This is a genomic window from Candidatus Accumulibacter necessarius (assembly GCF_036625085.1).
Genome location: NZ_JAZKUM010000011.1, coordinates 145,062 through 164,332, shown reverse-complemented (window position 1 = coordinate 164,332; position 19,271 = coordinate 145,062). Strand labels below are relative to the sequence as shown.

The following is a 19,271-nucleotide window of genomic DNA, read 5'->3' as shown; positions in this document are numbered from 1 at the left end:
GCAGTTCCAGGCGGTGGTCAAGAAATTCAACGAACTCGGCGGTGCCTTGACCGCCGCAGCGACGACAGTGCTGTCGGTCTACACCGGGTTGAAAGGTGTGATCGGCAGCTGACGCCGGCGGCATTGCGGTGACCGTTGGTCTCCTTGTTGCCCGCCGAACCCTTCCAGCAACTTGTGGCCGTTGGCATGGCAGGCCCCAAGAATTTCCTCGGGTCAGAAACCCCGTCCGTGCGTCGAGGAAAACGCGTCAATTCTTGAAGAAAGTGGCTTCGCAGGGCCGGAGTTCGATCCGCGTTGCCTTGCCGTTCGTCGGCGTGAAGGTGCCGCGCATGCGGTACGAGTACGGCGAGCTTGGGCGGGCGTGGCCCACCGCATAGTCCGGGTTTGAGGTGAGGCCGTTGGCGTTGATCTCGGCCGCTCCGTCCGCCTTGATGACGCCGACCAGGGGTGAGGGGATCCCGCTGTCCCGGGTTCCCCTTTTTGCCCAGTCAGCCGCCCTTCCTTGACGTCGCTGAAGAAGTTGAAGGTGTAGCCCTTGGCTACCTTGCCGCCCTCGCCAACATCCTCGCAGATGAGCGTGATCGCCCAGCGCCCGTCGAAGGCCGTGGATGACCCGGTCGCGGATGCGGTGGGTGGCGCAGTGGATGAAGGGGCAGCGGGTGCCTGCTGGTCGGCCTTGAGCTTTTTCAGCCGGTTTTCGGCCAGCGCCTTGTAGCTACCGTTCGGGTATTTCTGCAGGTAGGCTTCGAAGTCCGCGGCATCGTTGCTGCGCTCGATGCTGGCCCAGAAGGTCTTTTCGATTTCTCCTCGACCGGGTTCGACCGTGACCTGAAAATGGAAGCTCTTTTGCAGCGTCTTCGGGCCGTTGACGTAGGGGGTCTGGGTTTGCCCGCTGGCCTTTTCGACTTCGGCACTGGCGGTCGTCAGAACGCCGTCCAGGGTCAGATCCTTGCCCTTGAAGGCGGTCAGCAACCCGGCCGTGAATAGGCCGTTGCGCCCGGTGCCGTCGGAGGCGACGTTGCCGGGGTCGGTCGCATAGACAATCACGGTGCCCTTGGGCGCGCTGCCTGGGCTGGCCAGCCCGCGCGACTGGCCGGAGCGGAATTTGCCGGTGATCGGATTGTTGCGGCAGGCGTCGAGCATCACGATGTTGGCACCGCTCTTGCCGTTGTCCATCTCGTCGAGAACCAGATTGAGGTTGACGCCCTGGTACGGTACCGAGGCTTCGCTTTCAATCCGGGCATTAACCGGTATCAGGTAGTTCTGGTTCTTGACCTGGATGCCGTGCCCGGCATAGTAGAAGAGCGCGGCTTCGCTGCCGCCGATCTTGCTGCCGAACTCGGCGATAGCCTGGTTCATCCCTTCGAGCGTCTGGTTCTTGCGCTCGATGACGTCAAAGCCGAAACCGCGCAGCGCCTTGGCTATGTCTTCGGCGTCGTTGGTCGGGTTGGCCAGTTTCGGCAGGTCAGGCTGCTGGTAATTGCCGTTGCCGATCACCAGGGCTATGCGCTGTCCCCGGGCGTTGGCGGCGGCAGCCAACAAGGCGCAAGCCAGCGCCAGGACGAGCGCCCGCCACAGGTGCGACGATAAGGCCGGAAAAAAGGTGGAAGGCATGGTGTCTGAATGCGATGCTTGTCGTGTCGCTGCTGCAATTGGTCCTGGCTGGCCGAGCGCAACGGTCATCCGTGACTGAGTATATGAGCGCCCACCAGGCAGCGTCAATCTCCAGGGTTGTTCCAGCACCCCATGGTCACGATGCGGCAGATGAAGGCACCCGCGTCGATCCGGGAATCGGCACCCACAGCCGGGCAGGCGCGGCGCAAGGCTTGTTCCACGACGCTCAGGAAAATGCGCAGCGCCAGCGTCTCGATCGCGGGATCGTGTTGCAGGTAGTAGCGCAGCCGCGTGGGAGCCGACAGCACCCACTGGCGAACCCGCAGTCGCGGAAAACGTGGTCGGCCAGATGGGCGGCGGTTGCGACCATTCGCCGGCTGTTGCCAGCGGGACAGACACCCCGGCCCGTGCACGAATGCGCGAGTGTGTGCGATGAGAAAGTCGTGACGGCAGCCAGTCGTCAATCCGCCATTGTCGCTTTTGCAACATCGCAAGCGAGCGTGAACATCCCATACTTTTCAGCGACTTGGTTGAATCAGCGGGGCTGGCACGGCAGTTGCTGTATTCCAGGTGCCTCCAACCCGAAAATGCCCAAGGGAAGCTCGCCATGGATCTGCCTGTCATCGAACCCTCGCCCGCTGCAGCCGCTGGCTGCAGCGCCGATAGTTGCGGCGCCACGGCCCGGCAGATGGACGGTCTGTCGGACGCCATCCGCGCCCGGGTGCAGGATCACCCCTGTTATTCGGAGGACGCCCACCACTACTTCGCACGCATGCACGTCGCCGTGGCGCCCGCCTGCAACATCCAGTGTCACTACTGCAACCGCAAGTACGACTGTGCCAACGAGTCGCGGCCGGGTGTTGTCTCCGAACTGCTGACACCGGACCAGGCGGTCCGCAAGACCCTGGCGGTGGCGGCGGCGATCCCGCAGATGAGCGTGCTCGGCATCGCCGGCCCCGGCGATCCGCTGGCCAATCCCGAGCGGACCTTCGAGACCTTTCGGCAGCTGGCGCTGAAGGCACCGGATATCAAGCTCTGCGTGTCAACCAACGGTCTCGTCTTGCCCGACTACGTCGAGGAGCTGGCCCGCTACAACATCGACCACGTCACCATCACCATCAACTGCGTGGACCCGGAGATCGGCGCCAGGATCTACCCGTGGATATTCTGGAAGAACCGGCGCGTCTACGGCCGCGAGGCGGCGGCGATCCTCATCGGGCAGCAGCAGAAAGGGCTGGAGATGCTCAGCGCCCGGGGAATCCTGGTCAAGGTGAACTCGGTGCTGATTCCCGGCGTCAATGATGCCCATCTGCCTGAGGTGTCGAAGATCGTCAAGGTCAAGGGAGCCTTCCTGCACAACGTCATGCCGCTGATCGCCGAGGCCGGGCACGGCACCTTCTACGGCGTGATGGGCCAGCGCAGCCCGCAGCCGGCCGAACTCAAGGCCCTGCAGGATGCCTGCGCAGGCGACATGAACATGATGCGCCACTGCCGTCAATGTCGTGCCGATGCGGTCGGCCTGCTCGGCCAGGATCGCGGCGCCGAGTTCACGCTCGACAAGATCGAGGGCATGGAGGTCGATTACGAGGCGGCGATGGTCGTGCGTGCCGAGCTGCGGACGCAGATCGCGGCCGAGCTGGCGGCGAAGCGGGCCAGGGCGCACGCGCCGGCTGCCTCGGCAGCACCGCAGGTGATCAAGTTCCAGCCACAGGTGGCAAAACCGGCGCCCGCGGTCGGCCGCTCGGTTCTGATGGCGGTGGCGGCGAAAAACGGGCTGGTCGCCGTGCACTTCGGTCACGCCAGGGAGTTCCTGGTGTACGAAGCCTCGGCCGCTGGCGCCCGTCTGGTCGGCCACCGCCGGGCAGCGTCCTATTGCGCGGGTGACGAGACCTGTGGCGATGCCGAGGTGGTGCTGGTCGAAACGATCCGGGCGCTTGCCGACTGCGAAGTCGTGCTCTGCTCGCGCATCGGCTACGAACCCTGGGGGCAGCTTGAGGCAGCGGGAATCCAGCCGAACGGCGAGTACGCCATGCAGCCGATCGAGGAAGCCGTCATGGCGGTGTGGAACGAGATGCTCGCCGCCGGCAGGCTGGCGGTCGGGCAATCCGCCGCAAGACGCGCCTGAGGAGCAGATCATGGCCCTGGAAATCGTCGACAGCTGCGTCAATTGCTGGGCGTGTCAACCGCTCTGTCCGAACCAGGCAATCCACGAGGCGACACCGCACTTTCTGATCGAAGCAGATAAATGCACCGAATGCAGCGGCGACTTTGCCGAGGCGCAGTGCGCCAGCATCTGTCCGATCGAAGGAGCGATCATCAACGAACTCGGTGAAGCACTGAACCCGCCGGGTTCGCTGACCGGCATCCCGCCGGCGCGCTGGGCAGCGGCACAGGCCGAGATTGCGGCGCGCTGAACCATGGCCGAAGTCATTTTCTACGAGAAGGCCGGCTGCGCGGGCAACGCCCGCCAGAAGGCCTTGCTGCGCGCCTCCGGTCACCAACTGGTGGTCCGCGATCTGCGCGAGCTATTCTGGAGCAATGTGCGTCTGCTGGAGTTCCTCGCCGACCTGCCGGTGGCGCAATGGTTCAACCCTGCCGCGCCGGCGATCAAGTCGGGGATCCTCGTGCCTCACCAGCTCGATGAGCTCAGCGCGCTGGCCCTGTTGCGGCACAATCCCCTGCTCATCCGGCGGCCGCTGTTGCAGGTCGGCGAAGAGCGGCGGGTGGGTTTCGATGTCGCGACAATCGATGCCTGGATCGGTCTGCGCGCAATTCCTGCCGGCGACCTCGAAGCCTGCCGGCGCGATCGCGCCGAGGAACGCAAGTCCCCTGTGCAGACGGCAGGTGGCGTCGCCTGTCCGTGCAGCTTCGACGAGCAACCAGCCAATGCGCCCCACGGCCGACCTTGACCAAGCGGTGCCCGTCGCCGCCGGGGTTCACTGGATCGGCGCCTTCGACCCCGACCTGCGCAGCTTCGACATCATCCTGCGTACCGCCAACGGTACGAGCTACAACGCCTATGTCGTGCGCGGCAGTCACGGCGTGGCGGTGATCGACACGGTCAAACTCAACTTTTCCGAGACCTTCTTTCGCCGTCTGGAGTCGATCGCCGATTACGACGAGATCACCACCATCGTCCTCAATCACCTCGAGCCTGACCATTCCGGCGCCTTGCCGGAATTGCTGCGGCGCGCGCCCGGCGCGACGCTGCTGGTCTCGCCGCAGGCCCGCCTGATGCTGAAGGGGCTCTTCGATCCGGCCGATCTGGCGGGGCGGATCACTTTCGTCGGCACCGGCGATTGCGCCGATCTCGGCGATCGGCAACTCGCGTTCCTCAACACGCCCTATCTGCACTGGCCAGACACCCAATGCACCTGGCTGGCGGCAGAGGGCGTCCTCTTCTCGGCTGATTTTCTCGGTTGCCACTATTGCGATACCCGCCTGTTCAACGATGCCGTCGGCGACTTCCGCTTTTCCTTCGAGTACTACTACGCGCACATCATGCGCCCCTTCCGCACCTACGTGCACAGCGCCCTCGACCTGATCGAACCGCTGCCGCTGCGGATCATTGCCCCGGGGCACGGCCCGATCCTGCGCCAGAATCCGCGCGACTACGTGTCTCGCTATCGTGCGCTCTCGGCAAGCAGTCTGCGCTGTGCCAACACCAGGACGCTGCTGGTCTTCTATATTTCGGCTTATGGCGCCACGCGCCGGATGGCTGAAGCCGTGGCGGCGGGTGCCGAGTCGGCTTCGAGCGCAGCTGGTGAGGTGCGCGTCTCCCTCTACGACCTCGAAGGTGGCGACGCGCAGCCTTTCGTCGACCTGATCGAGGAAGCAGACGCGCTGCTCTTCGGCAGCCCGACAATCAACGGCGACGCGGTCAAGCCAGTCTGGGATCTGCTCTCGTCGCTGACGATGGTCGATGTCAAGGGCAAGCTTGGCGCCGCTTTCGGTTCCTACGGCTGGAGCGGCGAAGCGGTGCCGATGATCGAAGACCGTCTGCGCCGCCTGAAGCTGCGCGTGCCCGTGCCCGGCGTCAGGGCACGCCTGACACCGACCGCCGATGACTTTACTGCCTGCCGCGATCTCGGCCGCGAGATCGCGCTGCACCTCCTCGGTCGTGCGACGCCGCGAACCATCGACCTCGCCCAACTCGCCTGATTCCCCCTTACTTACCGGAGAAAACCGCATGCCCAAGGCCAGCATCACCTTTCAGGATATCGGCGTCACCGTCACCGTACCGGCAGGCACCCGCCTGATCGAGGTCTCGGAAAAGGTCGGCGCGGGCATCACCTACGGCTGCCGCGAAGGCGAATGCTGCACCTGCCTGACCAGGATTGTTTCCCGTCATGAACACCTTGCTGCACCGTCCGTACTGGAAGATCAGGTGCTCAAGGACAACCTCGCGCCACGCCGTCACCGGCTGGCCTGCCAGGCGCAGGTCCTCGGCGGCAGCATCGTCGTCCAGCCCGCTTGAGTCTTCACCCACCCCTTCCATTTACCAGGAGCCCAGCATGCCAAACATCACCTTCTCCAGTCCGATGCACAAGGACAAGACCATCTATTTCTACTTTGTCAGATTGTCTTTCAATCTAATGCTGAGAGCATGGCGGCTTGCTTTCTGTAGGCGGATTCCATGGCTTTGTGCCGCCGTCGATGCCTATCGATGATGGATGCCGCGAGGTCTTCGTCGGTGACGATCTTGGTAGGCAGCCGATGGCGCATGATCTCTATCAAGTCACGGCAGGAGAGCAGTTCAGCCGTCTCGCGATGGGCCAGGCGCTCCTTGGCCAGGAACATGGTGGCGATCATGACCAGGGCCATGTGATGGTGCCACGCCTGCCAGCGGCGGACCTGATACTCGGCCATGCCGCAGGCGCTCTTGGCCTCTCGGAAGGACTGCTCGACGAAATGGCGCGCTCCCTGCATTTCCGCCAAGCGGCGCAAAGACGCCCTGGGCTTGGCATTGGACAGGCCGAATTTGAGTTTCGTCCCATCGAGTTCCCGTCGTACCAGGAGATGCCAACGGCTCGCCAACGGCGCCTCGCCGTCCCAGACCCACACCCGCTGGGTGAGATAGTCGGCCATCACCTCGCCCTTCTCGCCGTCACGGATCGACAGACGCCCCCAGGCGGATGCCGACTGCGTGGCTGCCCACGCGGCCACCGTCATGGGCACCGCCGTGGTCCGCAGCCGACGGGGCGCTCGACCCTTCGACGAACGACGAGCCGCCACCGCGGGTGCGGGATCCTGGAGATAGATCGCCTGATCCGAATGCACCTCAGCGAAGAAGATCTCTCCCTCGACATCCAGTTCCCCGAGCAGCCAGGGCAAGTGCCCGTAGCCGCCATCAAAGGCGACGAAAGAGAAGTGCAAGCCTTCCCGCCTCAGGCGAATTACCATGTCCAGAGCGATCTCGCCCTTGGTGCGGAACGTCTGCGCCTCCTCAGGCACCCCCACCGCCTCGCAACGTGTCGTATCTTTGGCCCACTTCTCCGGCAGATACAAGTCGGCATCCACCACGCTTGCTACGCCATCGCGCGTCACCGCCGCGAAGACGCCCACCTGACAGTTATCGACCTTCCCCAAGCGACCGTTCCACTGCCGCGCCACGCCCGCGGACATGTTTCCCTTCTTCCCGAACGCGCTCTCGTCCAGGAGTAGAGCGCTGGGATAGCCGAAGTGGGCGTTGGCATCGACCACCAGTTGCCGACGCACCGCGCGCCGATCCCAATTGGATTCGCTAAGCATATGATGCAGTGGCTGATAGCGGCTGTCGGATACGGTTTCCGCCATGCACTCCAGGTTACGGCGCGAACTCTGGAACAGCCCGTGCAGATACCGGCGCGCGGTGTCTTCTACCGAACGGGTCCGGCTTCGAAAGCAATGGAGATAGGGCGCGAAGTGCGAATCGAAGTGCTCGAGTGCCGAAGCGACCAGCGAAGATATGCTATCGACGTAATGGAGTTGACATTGTCATTTACAACTCCATGAATAGATTAAACAATCACGACGTATGGCATTCTAGCACATGACAAACGCAGATCACAGGAAGGCGAATACGAATCTGACAAAGTAGAACTATGCCGTTGCCGGCAGCCACACCCAGACCATTCTGAAGCTCGCCAAGGAGAACCATGTCCCGATCGACTTTTCCTGTGGTGACGGCGAGTGCGGCACCTGCCTGGTCAAGGTCAGCAGCGTCGACAAGAGCAGTCACAACAAGTACGGCCACATGGGTGGTCCGCTCAACGTGCGCGAGGTCGCTGTCCTCAAGGAGATGGGCAAGATCAAGCAGGCGCAGATCGAACAGATGTACGTCGACGATCTGCCGCCAACCGAATGGCGGCTCGCCTGCCAGTACATCGTCCGCGACGAGGACATCCTGGTCGAGTACCCAAGCCGGTGACACTGGTGGCGCCAGCCAGCGCGCAGGCCAGTGTTTCCCGGGCGCTGCTGGCACGGGCCGAGGCCGCCTATCTGGGCCTGGCGCTGGGCGACGCGCTGGGCGCCACGGTCGAATTCATGACGCCACGCGAAATCGTTCATCACTTCGGCGTGCATCGCGAGATCGTCGGTGGCGGCTGGCTCAAGCTCAGGCCAGGCCAGGTGACCGACGACACGGGCATGTCGTTGGCTCTCGGCGATGCCATCCTGGCCAACGGCGGCAGCGTCATGCCGCTCGCCTGCGCCGAGGCCTTCGATGCCTGGATGCGGCGCAAGCCGGTCGATATCGGTAATACCGTCCGCCGCAACCTGCTCACCTTTCGCCAGACCGGCGTGCCGGTCGCGCCGTCGTCGGATCACGACGCCGGCAATGGTGCCGCCATGCGCGTGTTGCCGGTGGCCCTGGCGACCCTCGGCCAGTCGCCAGCCGCCGTGAGCGCGGCCGTGCAGGCGCAGGCGCACGTCACGCACAACAACGCCGTGTCGGACGCGGTCTGCCAATTTCTGACCCTGGCCGTACAGGATCTGCTGCGCGGTTGTTCGCTGCCGGAGACCCTCAGCCACCACCTGGGCTCATTGCTGGCGGTACATCCCGAACTGTCGTTCCGCGACCGCCCTCGCCGCGAGAACCCAAGCGGCTGGGTCGTCGAGACGCTGCAGGCGGTGTTGCAGGGGCTGGACGACAGCGACGGTTTTGAGGACTGCCTGGTCGATGTCGTCAATCGCGGCGGCGACGCCGATACGACCGGTGCCATCGCCGGCATTCTCGCGGGCGCGCTGTACGGGCCGCAGGCCATTCCGAAACGCTGGCTCAACGCCCTCGACCCCGGCGTCGCCAGCCGCTGTCGCGCGCAGGCGCGCTCCCTGCTGCCAGTCACCGCTTGACGGGTCGCCGAGCGAATCAGCCCGGCACGGCCTCGGCCAGCAGCGCCAGCGCGTCGGCCTCGACGATCTCGATACCGATGCGCTTGCAGAAACGACGCTCCTTGTCGTTTGGCTCGGCGATCAACGCCCAGCCGGCGGGCTCGACAGCGGCATCATGGATCAGGTCGGCGAGGACCATGCGCTCGGTGTCGCGATTCAGTCGCATGCCGAGCAGGAGATAACGCCGGCCGCGGCGATGCGCCTTGACGAACGATGGCACGGCAAAGCCGCCCATCAGCTCGGTGATGTAATCCACATAGTCGGCGTCAGAGGCAATGTAGCTCGGCTGTGGCAGCGGCGCCCCCATCGGCTTGAAGAGCACCGGCAGCGTCGCGTCGGCCTCCGCGGGCAAGATGGCGCGGTAGCTGTGGCCATCCGAGACATGCAGCCGGAAGCGATAGTCGGTGCCGCCGAGCCGTGCGCAGCCGAGGATCAGCAGGTGTGGCGTCCCGGCATACGACTCGAGCAACTGCGTATCGCGGTTGATGTCGATGACGTAGGGCGGCCGGACGGTCGCCAGCCAGTCATGCAGCGCCGCCCGTGTCCAGCGTGTGGCACCGTAAGTGCTGTCGAGGAAGCGCGTCACGGCGCTCCTGCCGCGCTTGAGTTCGACATTCATCGCCGCCCGGGGGAACTCGTACATCTGCTTCGGCGCCATCGGCCGGCCGCCGTTCATTGCCAGGATCAGTTGCTCGCTGGTCGCGGGCATGCTGCGGCCGTCGGCCAGCGAAGCGACATCGGCGAGCACGCCCGGCCCTAGGTAGGGAACGATACTGCCGTCGGCCAGGCCAGCTTGCCATGGTTCGAGGAGGTCGGTGAGGGTCATTGTCGGCATTGTGCATACTCCGCGTGAATTCATCCTGTCCACGCAAGAAGCGCGCCGGCCCGGACATCCCTTGACGACGGGTTGTCCGGGCCCCGCTGGCAATCCGGTTGTCGGTTTCGCGACAAAGCCGTCATCAGTTCGGATCCGAGGCAAAAGGTCGTGCCTTTTGCCTCGAGGTAGGCTGCGCAAGAACCAGGAAGAAGGAGAAGAGCGGCCCACCCGAGTTCGACACAAATACCGCCAAGTGATTGTTTGCGGGAAAATGACATCGAGGCCGGCAAGATCGACGTGGTCGTGATCTACAAGATCGATCGCCTGACGCGCAGCCTGGCGGACTTCTCCAAGATGGTCGAAGTCTTCGAACGCTACGGCGTCTCGTTCGTCTCGGTGACCCAGCAGTTCAACACCACGACCTCGATGGGCCGGCTGATGCTCAACATCCTGCTGTCCTTCGCGCAGTTCGAGCGCGAGGTCACCGGCGAACGCATCCGCGACAAGATCGCCGCCAGCAAGGCCAAGGGCATGTGGATGGGCGGCGTGCCGCCGCTGGGCTACGACGTCGAGAACCGGCGACTGGTGCCCAACGAGCGCGAGGCCAAACTCATCCGGCACATCTTCCAGCGCTTCGTCGAACTCGGTTCCAGCACCGCCCTGTTCAATGAGCTGAAACTGGACGGCGTCACCTCGAAGGCCTGGACCACGCAGGACGGCAAGGTCCGCGAGGGCAGGCCGATCGACAAGGGGATGATCTACAAGCTGCTGAACAACCGCACCTACCTCGGCGAGTTGCGGCACAAGGAGCAGTGGTTCCGGCGGCGCACCCGCCGATCATCGAACGCGAGTTGTGGGACCGCGTGCACGCGATCCTCGCCACCAACTGCCGGGTGCGCGGCGGCGCCACCCAGGCGGTCGTGCCCTTCCTGCTCAAGGGCATCGTGTTCGGCAACGACGGGCGCGCCCTGTCGCCCTGGCACTCGACGAAGAAGAGCAACGGGCGCCGCTACCGGTATTACATCCCGATGCGCGATACCAAGGAGCAGGCGGGCGCGTCCGGTCTGCCACGCTTGCCGGCGGCAGAACTGGAATCGGCGGTGCTCGAACAACTGCGAGGAATCCTGCGCGCCCCGGCGCTGCTCGGCGACCTGCTGTCGCAGGCGAGCAAACTGGATCCGACCCTGGACGAGGCCAAGGTCACCGTCGCCATGACGCGCCTCGATGCGATCTGGGACCAGTTGTTCCCGGCCGAGCAGACCCGCATCGTCCGACTGCTGGTCGAGAAGGTGATCGTTTCGCCCACCGATCTGGAAGTGCGCCTGCGCGCCAATGGCATCGAACGGGTGGTGCTGGATCTGCGTCCGGAGCCGGCCGAACGGCGGCAGGAGGCTCTGGCATGAACGGGGTTCGGATCCGCAAGACCGGGGCGCCGGATGTCATCGCCGCCAGCGACGGCAGGCTGACCCTGTCGGTGCCGATTCAGATCAAGCGCCGCAGCGGGCGGAAACTGGTCACCCTGCCGAACGGTGAGGCCGCCAGCCCAGGCCCTGGGATGTGGCCGCCACGCCGATGCAACTGGCGCTGGCCCGGGGCCATCGCTGGCTGGCGATGCTCGAATCGGGCGAAGCCAAATCCATCACCGAACTCGCCGCCCGCGAGAAGATCGACAACAGCTACATGTGCCGCATGCTCAACCTGACCACGCTCGCGCCCGACATCGTGGCGGCCATCCTGGATGAGACCTTGCCTCAGCTCACGTCACCGTGCATGAGCTTGCGATCAGTCCGCCGGTGTTGTGGGAGGAGCAGCGGGAGCGGATTGGTGCCACCCTTGGCCGGAAGGTATATCCGAGGAAATCAAACTGCGTGACCGGATACCTCCCCTTGCGACTACCGTCTTTGCAGTACACGATCTTGGTCTTGTCCGGATGCATCTGCAGGGCGCATTGCGCAAACCTTGCATCGAGCGCCGCCATCAGGGCCTGCGCCTCCTGCTCGGTCCGACAATGGACCAACCCATCATCCGCATACCGGCACCAGGGGTTGTCCGGATAGTGTTTCGTCATCCAGACGTCAAACGTGTAGTGAAGGAACAGGTTGGCCAACACCGGACTGACGACGCCGCCTTGCGGTGTCCCCCGGGTACGTTCTACCCGGGTTCCGTCCGCCTGTTGCAGCGGCGCAGTTAGTTCTACTTTGTCAGATTCGTATTCGCCTTCCTGTGATCTGCGTTTGTCATGTGCTAGAATGCCATACGTCGTGATTGTTTAATCTATTCATGGAGTTGTAAATGACAATGTCAACTCCATTACGTCGATAGCATATCTTCGCTGGTCGCTTCGGCACTCGAGCACTTCGATTCGCACTTCGCGCCCTATCTCCATTGCTTTCGAAGCCGGACCCGTTCGGTAGAAGACACCGCGCGCCGGTATCTGCACGGGCTGTTCCAGAGTTCGCGCCGTAACCTGGAGTGCATGGCGGAAACCGTATCCGACAGCCGCTATCAGCCACTGCATCATATGCTTAGCGAATCCAATTGGGATCGGCGCGCGGTGCGTCGGCAACTGGTGGTCGATGCCAACGCCCACTTCGGCTATCCCAGCGCTCTACTCCTGGACGAGAGCGCGTTCGGGAAGAAGGGAAACATGTCCGCGGGCGTGGCGCGGCAGTGGAACGGTCGCTTGGGGAAGGTCGATAACTGTCAGGTGGGCGTCTTCGCGGCGGTGACGCGCGATGGCGTAGCAAGCGTGGTGGATGCCGACTTGTATCTGCCGGAGAAGTGGGCCAAAGATACGACACGTTGCGAGGCGGTGGGGGTGCCTGAGGAGGCGCAGACGTTCCGCACCAAGGGCGAGATCGCTCTGGACATGGTAATTCGCCTGAGGCGGGAAGGCTTGCACTTCTCTTTCGTCGCCTTTGATGGCGGCTACGGGCACTTGCCCTGGCTGCTCGGGGAACTGGATGTCGAGGGAGAGATCTTCTTCGCTGAGGTGCATTCGGATCAGGCGATCTATCTCCAGGATCCCGCACCCGCGGTGGCGGCTCGTCGTTCGTCGAAGGGTCGAGCGCCCCGTCGGCTGCGGACCACGGCGGTGCCCATGACGGTGGCCGCGTGGGCAGCCACGCAGTCGGCATCCGCCTGGGGGCGTCTGTCGATCCGTGACGGCGAGAAGGGCGAGGTGATGGCCGACTATCTCACCCAGCGGGTGTGGGTCTGGGACGGCGAGGCGCCGTCGGCGAGCCGTTGGCATCTCCTGGTACGACGGGAACTCGATGGGACGAAACTCAAATTCGGCCTGTCCAATGCCAAGCCCAGGGCGTCTTTGCGCCGCTTGGCGGAAATGCAGGGAGCGCGCCATTTCGTCGAGCAGTCCTTCCGAGAGGCCAAGAGCGCCTGCGGCATGGCCGAGTATCAGGTCCGCCGCTGGCAGGCGTGGCACCATCACATGGCCCTGGTCATGATCGCCACCATGTTCCTGGCCAAGGAGCGCCTGGCCCATCGCGAGACGGCTGAACTGCTCTCCTGCCGTGACTTGATAGAGATCATGCGCCATCGGCTGCCTACCAAGATCGTCACCGACGAAGACCTCGCGGCATCCATCATCGATAGGCATCGACGGCGGCACAAAGCCATGGAATCCGCCTACAGAAAGCAAGCCGCCATGCTCTCAGCATTAGATTGAAAGACAATCTGACAAAGTAGAATTAGCCAGCGCCTGATATACAGCATGGCCCATTCACACTCCACGTGCTTCTCGAGCGCCTTCTCCAGCAATGCATGGTCGATGTTGTCAAACAGGCCTTTGATATCAAACTCTAGAACCCAAGAATACTTCCAGCATCGTTCCCGCGTTACCCCCACGGCATCCAGCGCCGACCTTCCGGGCCGATAACCGTAGGAATCCGGTAGAAACTTGGCTTCAATCCCGGGCTCTATCACCCGCTTGACAACCGTCTGCGCCACACGATCTGCCACCGTTGGAACACCCAATATGCGCTCCCCGCCATTCTTCTTGGGAATGGCAACCGCTTTGACCGGCGGCGGAAAGTAGCTTCCCGACGACATCCGGTTCCAGATCTTGTACAGGTTACCCTTCAGATCCTTCTCGAAGTCGCCGATCGATTCCTTATCCACCCCTGCCGATCCCGCATTGGCTTTGACCGCTTGATACGCTTCGTACACCAGCCATTTGTCAATGGCAAATGGTTTTGTTGCACTCATCCGTTTCCTCCTGTTGCCAGTTGAACGCCAAGTGCAACCGCTTGATCCGACCCCTTTGCTCCAGCCGCATTACCAGCCTTCATCGCTCGTACGGGTCGGTCCGTCCCAGTGCTCCGCATCGGTACTCTCGCCTCGTGGTTTCTGCCACTTGTGCTTCTCCCTTGACATCGGAACGACTGGTTCCCGCAGTTCCACACAAAAGCCTGGATCAGCTTCACGCCTCCTATACGCCGGCCGCCGCTTGCCCAGTAGTCAGGTGCCCGGCAAGCTTGTCCCAGAAGATAGAAACGCCCCTGGTTTTGACGACAAGTCTCTGGATTACGACGCGTCAGCGAAGGTTCACTTTCGTTCGTCTCTCTGATCCTTACCTGCTCGAGGTACGTCCTCGACGCTTTGACCCCAACGCTCACCACCACGGCTCTTGACCGCAGCAGCTTGGGGTGGTTTGAGGCCCGCTCCTGAAAGCCGACCCCGAGGGACCTACCCTCATCTTCCGTGTAGCTTCTACACAGTTCGTCAGTCCATTACGAACTTCCTTTCTGTGTGCCTGCGGCACACTCTCGACACGCCAGTGCTGGCGGACGCTCTGATTCATGCGCTGAGCGTCAGGTGGCAAGCTACTGAGATACACGCGCCGTTCAGTCGAAGTCGCTTTCCCCCTGATGGTCCGTTCGCTGGTGATCACCGCAAACGATTTCAGGTCTGGCCAGCGCTCGGGGGCGTGCAGACAGTCCAGCTGGTTGAAGACGTAGCAGCGACGCACTTCGATCCGGCCATGATCCTTCTCGATGACTTCGTGGAACTGGTGGGGCGTCTTGGCTGGTGCCGCCTCGAAAGCGCCGAAGAAGTCGTCGATCGATTCGGCCAGCCTGGGCTGATTGTCCTTGACGGCCAGGAGGTAGTCCGCGCCGCGGTCCCGAATGGCCTGCGCAATGTTGGGCTGGGTGCCCATCGCATCGATGGTGACGATGCTGCCTTGCAGTGCCAAGGTCGCCAGCAGTTCAGGGATGGCGGTCTTCTCGTTCGACTTCTTGGCGGTCGCGCGCTGCCCGAGCACCACACCCGCTTGGGCCGCAAAGGCGCTGACCAGGTGAAGGGGTGTGGCGCCCACCTTTCCCGACCGACGACTGGTCTTGCCGTCGATGGCCACCACGTCGCCGTTTGCCAGCACGGGCAACACCTGGCCCACCCAGCGCACGAAGGCCGCCCCGAATTCGTCGGGATCAATCGCCGCAAAGACCCGGCCAAAGGTGTCGTGCGAGGGGATGCCCTGTTCGAGTTTCAGATACTCCCGCAACCACTCCAGCTTCTCTTTCGCCCAAGCCTCGATTTCGACAAAGGTGTCGGCCCCTGACAGGACCGCACTGACTGCAACCACCAGCAACTCGATCAGGTCGTGCTCGACCTTCGTACTCTGCCTCGGATCGCGCACGCCCACCCAGACGTCGACCAACCGGAACTTGCTTTCTGCCCTCATGGAAAACCCCAAAAAGACAGAAAACTACACAAATCAAGGGGCTGTGAACAGCCCCTTTGTAACTCGTTGAGCGTAAAAGATTATTTCGGAGGGTTCACGACGATGGCATTCATGCGATTGCCCTGCACAGACAGTTGACGATCGTATGCGTTGGTTGCATACTTGAGACCGTCCGACAGGCGTAATCGTACATGACGATTTTCCTGGGTAGCAGCGTTATCTCATACGTTCGGATAGTGGGTTCTGTCCGCTAAGGGCGACCTTTCTCTTGGAACGGCCTTGGCCAAGAGCGACCGACAAAGGCTTAGCCCACTATAGTTCCGCGGCAGCGGGGCCGATAACGGTCTGTGGGCGCGTGAAGGGAGCCAGCCCTTTCGCCGCGAGCGCGATTACTCGGCCGCCCCGGCGCAGCCATTTCACCGAGACCGAATGAGATCGGAATGAGATCGCCTCAAGTGATACCACCTGAGGCGATTTTCATATCCGCTGCCGGAGTCAGAAATGGGCACATCGAACCTTTCCGCAAGTGAAATAGCAAATATCCAGCGAGTTCTCGCTATTCATGCGATGTCCCGCGGTAGAACAATCCTCGGAGCCCAGTTAGGCGAACTGCTCAACTCGGCGATCCGTCCGAAGACCGTCCGCGAATTCGGCGGCATGCGCCGTTTCGTCCAAGCGGAACTCCACGACGCCGTCCGCCTGGAAGGGCCGGACAGCGCCTCCCTTGACCTACTATTCACCATTTTGGGGCCGGGCGATAGGTCACCGGCAACAGTCTCCCAGTCGGGCATTCGCGAGGTCGCCGGCCAAGACCTATGGAAGATATTCGCCAACCCGAACGTCGCAGACCAACTTGTCGTGGCACCTTCCGGCGCTGTGCTCGTCCTCCCGCCTCACGAACCTATCCCCGAAGGCTACCAACCCCTCACCCGTCCGAGTTCGGACGACTACCGGACCCTCGCGCGCCAGTTTGCAGAGATTCAGGATGCGCCAGAAGTCCGTTCCGCCCTCATGGTTGCCTTGGCGGGTGACGATTTCTACAAAGGGTTCATTTCCGAACTCCGTGCCCTTCGCACACCGACTGAGAACGTGTTGAAGAAATGGGAAACCTCACGGGCTGAGTTCGTCACCCAAAAACTCCTCGAATCGCTTGTCGAACGCGGTGTCGCTAACGCCAAGGGCGTAGAAATTGTCTCCTTGGCGCGTCCTATCATCGCGCAGCCCCGCCCAAAGGCGGCGGCTGTAACTTCAAAGTCTGCCGGCAGCAACTGCCCACTAGACCTGGAGTCGACCTCGCTTAGAAGCATATTGCATCATGCTATTGATCTGATGGGTAACTCGGAGCTTCGGGAGCTTAAAGTCCCCGTCGGTATCTTCCTTGATGCGACGCGCAGAGCGCAGCGCTGATCAGGAACCTGCTTCATGCGCCAGCTAGTCATCGTGTGCGATCTCGAACACGCCGACAAAATTCGGCGGGCGCTCGACGCTTACGGTCATCCGGAAGCGGTCAAAGACCTGATAGACGTATTTCCGCTAGATATGTCGGTTGACGTCGACCGCCAGCGCGCCAAGCACGATATCTTGGCTCTGCTAAGGAGCAATCGGTCGCTCCACAAACTTACCAACCTGCCTCTTCTGTGCGCCACCAGAGAGGCGGGAAGATATCTCAGCCTGAACGGCCTGGCTCGAGAGATGGGTTACGAGTACCAGTCCGAAAACGCCCGTGCCTTGTGCAAGGCGGATCGGCTGCAAGGCACCCCGGTTGTTGGACGACTGCTAAACCAATGCAATTTGAGCGTGCGCGCATTCAGTGCGAGCGTTCTCGGAAATTGGGCTCACTACCAGATTGACCGGCAGTGGATCGATAGATGGATTCAGCAGTTCGGGCGACTCGGCCGATTTAGCTGGCTTGGCGAAAGGTTGTTGCGCAACCTGCGCATGGTGGACTCAGCCCAACTCGGGAAGATGCTGCTCGGCCTCCGTCAGGATGATGAGGCTGCGATCTGTGTTAACCGCGACAGGAGGGCTACTGGGAAGAGCGGCGAGGTTATCGCCAACCTTCTTACCAAACAAGCTCGGGGTCGCGTCCACGAGTCGCCCGCGTCCGCTATTGAGGCGGAGCGCAATAGTAAACTCGTCCTGTTCGAGGACGGTCTGTGGTCCGGAACCGAAGCGATCGGCGTACTCGAGAGCCTACTCGGCCGCCGTGACGAAGGGCGGCTGAAAACACCTCCTCTCATAGACCCCGATATTCTCAAGACGCTCGATTTAACTTTAGCTTACGGGGTCGCGACTGACTACGCGGAGTCACTCGTCCGCCGATTCCTGCAAAACGAGGGCCTGTCGGGCGTCAAGATAGTCGCGAGTGAGAGGGTGCAGATTGCCGGCGTTGAGCTTATCTCCGGCATTGACAGTGGCGAGTTCGATCTGGGCAAGCTATGGGAGGAAGGACCGCCATCCGCATTCGTGAAGCCGTATCTCGTCGCCTGCCTCGAATGCGACCCGGCCCTCGACAACGCGCAAAGGTCTTCCGCCAACGAATTTTGCAGAGAAATCGGACGGCAGCTTTTCGATAACTACCTGAACGCCATGTGCGTCCGGCGGGGCTGGTCGCAATGGTCAGAAACAAAAAGGCAGAAGTGCGGGCTAGGCATGCACGGCCTTGGCTTGCTCCATGCTTTTGGGCACTCGGTACCCAAAGCCTCGTCTCCGCTGCTCTGGGGCTCCGGCAAGGTCCGCTGGAAAAATGCCACTCTGGATTGGCACCCCCCTGTTCATGCATGCCGCTGAGTCCGTATAGCGGATCAGAGCACCACGCTGTAGCACTTCTGGGGAGAACCCAGCAGTATCGGAAGAAGATAGCGAAACCCTCCGAGATGCATCTTCTCAGGCCGGGAAATGGAAGCAGGCGCTCGCACTGACTACGATGAAGGTCGGAAGTTGGCCCGCAGCGGCTCGCCAACGAGCAAGATTTCCAGGATCCTTAGCTCCGTGCACTGGCGTTGTTGTTCCCACCGCCCACCAATGCCACGAATCAACCGCTTGATTAGTCCACGCGTAAGCCCTTGATTCGCAATGCGGCTATTCGGGACGCTCGTGGACTTCGGCCTCCAGCGGACAGCGAGGCCGGAGAGAAAAACGGCCAGGAGAGAGTGGAAACCGCCAAATCCTGGTGCCAGCGGGAAACGACGAAGTCCACAGGAACCCGCACGAACCCGCGCAAACACGCGGGAGTACGCAAGAAAAGACCAACCCGATGAGGGGTTGGTCTTTTTGTTTGGTGGTGTTGGCGAGGGACTCCTGGACTGATTGGCCGCACCCGGGTACATGCGGAGTAGTGGCCGCAACCGACCTAGAGCGGAAGTAGCCAGACCTAGGAAGCTGCAATACAACATCGAACGTTAGAGGCAAGGAACAATTCGAAGACTTGCGTGCGGGCATTTTGCGACTGCAATTGCTAGGAAACGACTTGGAACCAAGGCTCTGTTTGAACAGCACGACGCAGCGGAGTATCGACCAGAGTCGGAGAGCGCCGAATGTACTCAGCAGCGCGAGCCTTCCCTTCAGATGGCAGAAGTCGCAGATGCACGATCGCATTGGCAACCGAGAACGCGTCCTTAACCGAGCTTTTCTGTTGAAAATTTGACCCTAGATCCGTCCAAACAACCACATCAATACTCTCTTTACGCGCCCAAGGACCTACCGCAGCTAGTGTGGCCTCGGATCTAGCATGACCGCGAGTCCCATCGGCGAAATAGCATCCGACGT

The 19,271-nt window shown here is 62.2% G+C and carries 13 protein-coding genes and 6 pseudogenes; 12 read left to right on the top strand and 7 right to left on the bottom strand.

Features of this window, described 5'->3' with window-relative positions; translation table 11 throughout:
* Positions 1 to 213 precede the first annotated feature (213 nt).
* Together V5B44_RS23415 and V5B44_RS26905 are read right to left on the bottom strand one after the other, a co-directional pair.
* Entirely contained in the window at positions 214 to 1,614 is a 1,401-nt protein-coding gene (locus V5B44_RS23415) for a caspase family protein (RefSeq protein ID WP_332361443.1), read from the bottom strand.
* Positions 1,615 to 1,718: 104 nt separating this feature from the next.
* Entirely contained in the window at positions 1,719 to 1,922 is a 204-nt protein-coding gene (locus V5B44_RS26905; RefSeq protein WP_434735520.1) for a hypothetical protein, read from the bottom strand.
* A gap of 299 nt (positions 1,923 to 2,221) precedes the next feature.
* Between V5B44_RS26905 and nifB the strand changes: the two genes are divergently transcribed.
* From nifB to V5B44_RS23385, 5 genes are read left to right on the top strand one after another with little or no spacing between them, the layout of a single operon-like run.
* Positions 2,222 to 3,739: a nitrogenase cofactor biosynthesis protein NifB gene (gene nifB / locus V5B44_RS23405; RefSeq protein ID WP_332361442.1), complete on the top strand. Its 1,518-nt coding sequence runs from the start codon at positions 2,222 to 2,224 to the stop codon at positions 3,737 to 3,739.
* 10 nt (positions 3,740 to 3,749) lie between these two features.
* Positions 3,750 to 4,028 carry a ferredoxin gene (locus V5B44_RS23400; protein ID WP_332361441.1) on the top strand — a complete coding sequence of 93 codons (279 nt, stop codon included), beginning with the start codon at positions 3,750 to 3,752 and terminating at the stop codon, positions 4,026 to 4,028.
* Positions 4,029 to 4,031: 3 nt separating this feature from the next.
* Complete coding sequence (locus tag V5B44_RS23395) at positions 4,032 to 4,523, top strand: ArsC/Spx/MgsR family protein (RefSeq protein WP_332361440.1); 492 nt, start codon at positions 4,032 to 4,034, stop codon at positions 4,521 to 4,523.
* Complete coding sequence (locus tag V5B44_RS23390; protein ID WP_332361439.1) at positions 4,501 to 5,775, top strand: FprA family A-type flavoprotein; 1,275 nt, start codon at positions 4,501 to 4,503, stop codon at positions 5,773 to 5,775. Before V5B44_RS23395 ends, V5B44_RS23390 begins: the two co-directional genes overlap by 23 nt.
* Before the next feature lie 28 nt (positions 5,776 to 5,803).
* Complete coding sequence (locus V5B44_RS23385; RefSeq protein ID WP_332361438.1) at positions 5,804 to 6,091, top strand: 2Fe-2S iron-sulfur cluster-binding protein; 288 nt, start codon at positions 5,804 to 5,806, stop codon at positions 6,089 to 6,091.
* 110 nt (positions 6,092 to 6,201) lie between these two features.
* Here the strand turns inward: V5B44_RS23385 and V5B44_RS23380 are convergent, their stop codons facing one another.
* Positions 6,202 to 7,554 carry an IS701 family transposase gene (locus V5B44_RS23380; RefSeq protein ID WP_332357861.1) on the bottom strand — a complete coding sequence of 451 codons (1,353 nt, stop codon included), beginning with the start codon at positions 7,552 to 7,554 and terminating at the stop codon, positions 6,202 to 6,204.
* Between the two features lie 142 nt (positions 7,555 to 7,696).
* Here V5B44_RS23380 and V5B44_RS23375 point away from each other — a divergent pair.
* Both V5B44_RS23375 and draG read left to right on the top strand, forming a co-directional pair.
* Positions 7,697 to 8,023, top strand: a pseudogene (locus V5B44_RS23375) (2Fe-2S iron-sulfur cluster-binding protein); the annotation flags it as partial.
* 5 nt (positions 8,024 to 8,028) lie between these two features.
* The gene (gene draG, locus V5B44_RS23370; protein ID WP_332361437.1) at positions 8,029 to 8,946 is read left to right on the top strand and encodes an ADP-ribosyl-[dinitrogen reductase] hydrolase; all 918 of its coding nucleotides are present in this window, start codon (positions 8,029 to 8,031) and stop codon (positions 8,944 to 8,946) included.
* Positions 8,947 to 8,962: 16 nt separating this feature from the next.
* Here the strand turns inward: draG and V5B44_RS23365 are convergent, their stop codons facing one another.
* A complete protein-coding gene (locus V5B44_RS23365; RefSeq protein WP_332344556.1) occupies positions 8,963 to 9,820 on the bottom strand; it encodes an SIR2 family protein in 858 nt (285 codons plus the stop codon).
* A gap of 255 nt (positions 9,821 to 10,075) precedes the next feature.
* Between V5B44_RS23365 and V5B44_RS23360 the strand changes: the two are divergent.
* Both V5B44_RS23360 and V5B44_RS23355 read left to right on the top strand, forming a co-directional pair.
* Positions 10,076 to 11,205: pseudogene (locus tag V5B44_RS23360) on the top strand (recombinase family protein); the annotation flags it as partial.
* Positions 11,202 to 11,628: pseudogene (locus tag V5B44_RS23355) on the top strand (LacI family transcriptional regulator); the annotation flags it as partial. The pseudogenes V5B44_RS23360 and V5B44_RS23355, both read left to right, overlap by 4 nt.
* Positions 11,629 to 11,633: 5 nt before the next feature.
* Here V5B44_RS23355 and V5B44_RS23350 read toward each other — a convergent pair.
* A pseudogene (locus V5B44_RS23350) lies at positions 11,634 to 11,993 on the bottom strand (reverse transcriptase domain-containing protein); the annotation flags it as partial.
* 132 nt (positions 11,994 to 12,125) lie between these two features.
* On the opposite strand from V5B44_RS23350, the gene V5B44_RS23345 reads away from it, so the two are divergent.
* Positions 12,126 to 13,487 (top strand): IS701 family transposase, encoded by a 1,362-nt coding sequence (locus V5B44_RS23345; RefSeq protein ID WP_332361447.1) that lies wholly within the window; start codon positions 12,126 to 12,128, stop codon positions 13,485 to 13,487.
* A gap of 23 nt (positions 13,488 to 13,510) precedes the next feature.
* Here the strand turns inward: V5B44_RS23345 and V5B44_RS23340 are convergent.
* Positions 13,511 to 14,026 (bottom strand): annotated as a pseudogene (locus V5B44_RS23340) (reverse transcriptase domain-containing protein); the annotation flags it as partial.
* A gap of 556 nt (positions 14,027 to 14,582) precedes the next feature.
* Positions 14,583 to 15,503, bottom strand: a pseudogene (locus tag V5B44_RS23335) (ISAs1 family transposase); the annotation flags it as partial.
* A gap of 501 nt (positions 15,504 to 16,004) precedes the next feature.
* Between V5B44_RS23335 and V5B44_RS23330 the strand changes: the two are divergent.
* Together V5B44_RS23330 and V5B44_RS23325 are read left to right on the top strand one after the other, a co-directional pair.
* The gene (locus V5B44_RS23330; protein WP_332361435.1) at positions 16,005 to 16,910 is read left to right on the top strand and encodes a hypothetical protein; all 906 of its coding nucleotides are present in this window, start codon (positions 16,005 to 16,007) and stop codon (positions 16,908 to 16,910) included.
* 15 nt (positions 16,911 to 16,925) lie between these two features.
* Positions 16,926 to 18,293, top strand: coding sequence for a phosphoribosyltransferase-like protein (locus V5B44_RS23325; protein WP_332361434.1), 1,368 nt, complete (start codon positions 16,926 to 16,928; stop codon positions 18,291 to 18,293).
* Positions 18,294 to 19,271: the final 978 nt, after the last annotated feature.

Coding starts and splice junctions, on each gene's coding strand:
- V5B44_RS23395 (WP_332361440.1), top strand. CDS start 4,032: ATGGCCGAAGTCATTTTCTACGAGAAGGCCGGCTGCGCGGGCAACGCC.
- V5B44_RS23330 (WP_332361435.1), top strand. CDS start 16,005: ATGGGCACATCGAACCTTTCCGCAAGTGAAATAGCAAATATCCAGCGA.
- V5B44_RS23400 (WP_332361441.1), top strand. CDS start 3,750: ATGGCCCTGGAAATCGTCGACAGCTGCGTCAATTGCTGGGCGTGTCAA.
- V5B44_RS23385 (WP_332361438.1), top strand. CDS start 5,804: ATGCCCAAGGCCAGCATCACCTTTCAGGATATCGGCGTCACCGTCACC.
- V5B44_RS23365 (WP_332344556.1), bottom strand. CDS start 9,820: ATGCCGACAATGACCCTCACCGACCTCCTCGAACCATGGCAAGCTGGC.
- V5B44_RS23390 (WP_332361439.1), top strand. CDS start 4,501: ATGCGCCCCACGGCCGACCTTGACCAAGCGGTGCCCGTCGCCGCCGGG.
- nifB (WP_332361442.1), top strand. CDS start 2,222: ATGGATCTGCCTGTCATCGAACCCTCGCCCGCTGCAGCCGCTGGCTGC.
- V5B44_RS23415 (WP_332361443.1), bottom strand. CDS start 1,614: ATGCCTTCCACCTTTTTTCCGGCCTTATCGTCGCACCTGTGGCGGGCG.
- V5B44_RS23325 (WP_332361434.1), top strand. CDS start 16,926: ATGCGCCAGCTAGTCATCGTGTGCGATCTCGAACACGCCGACAAAATT.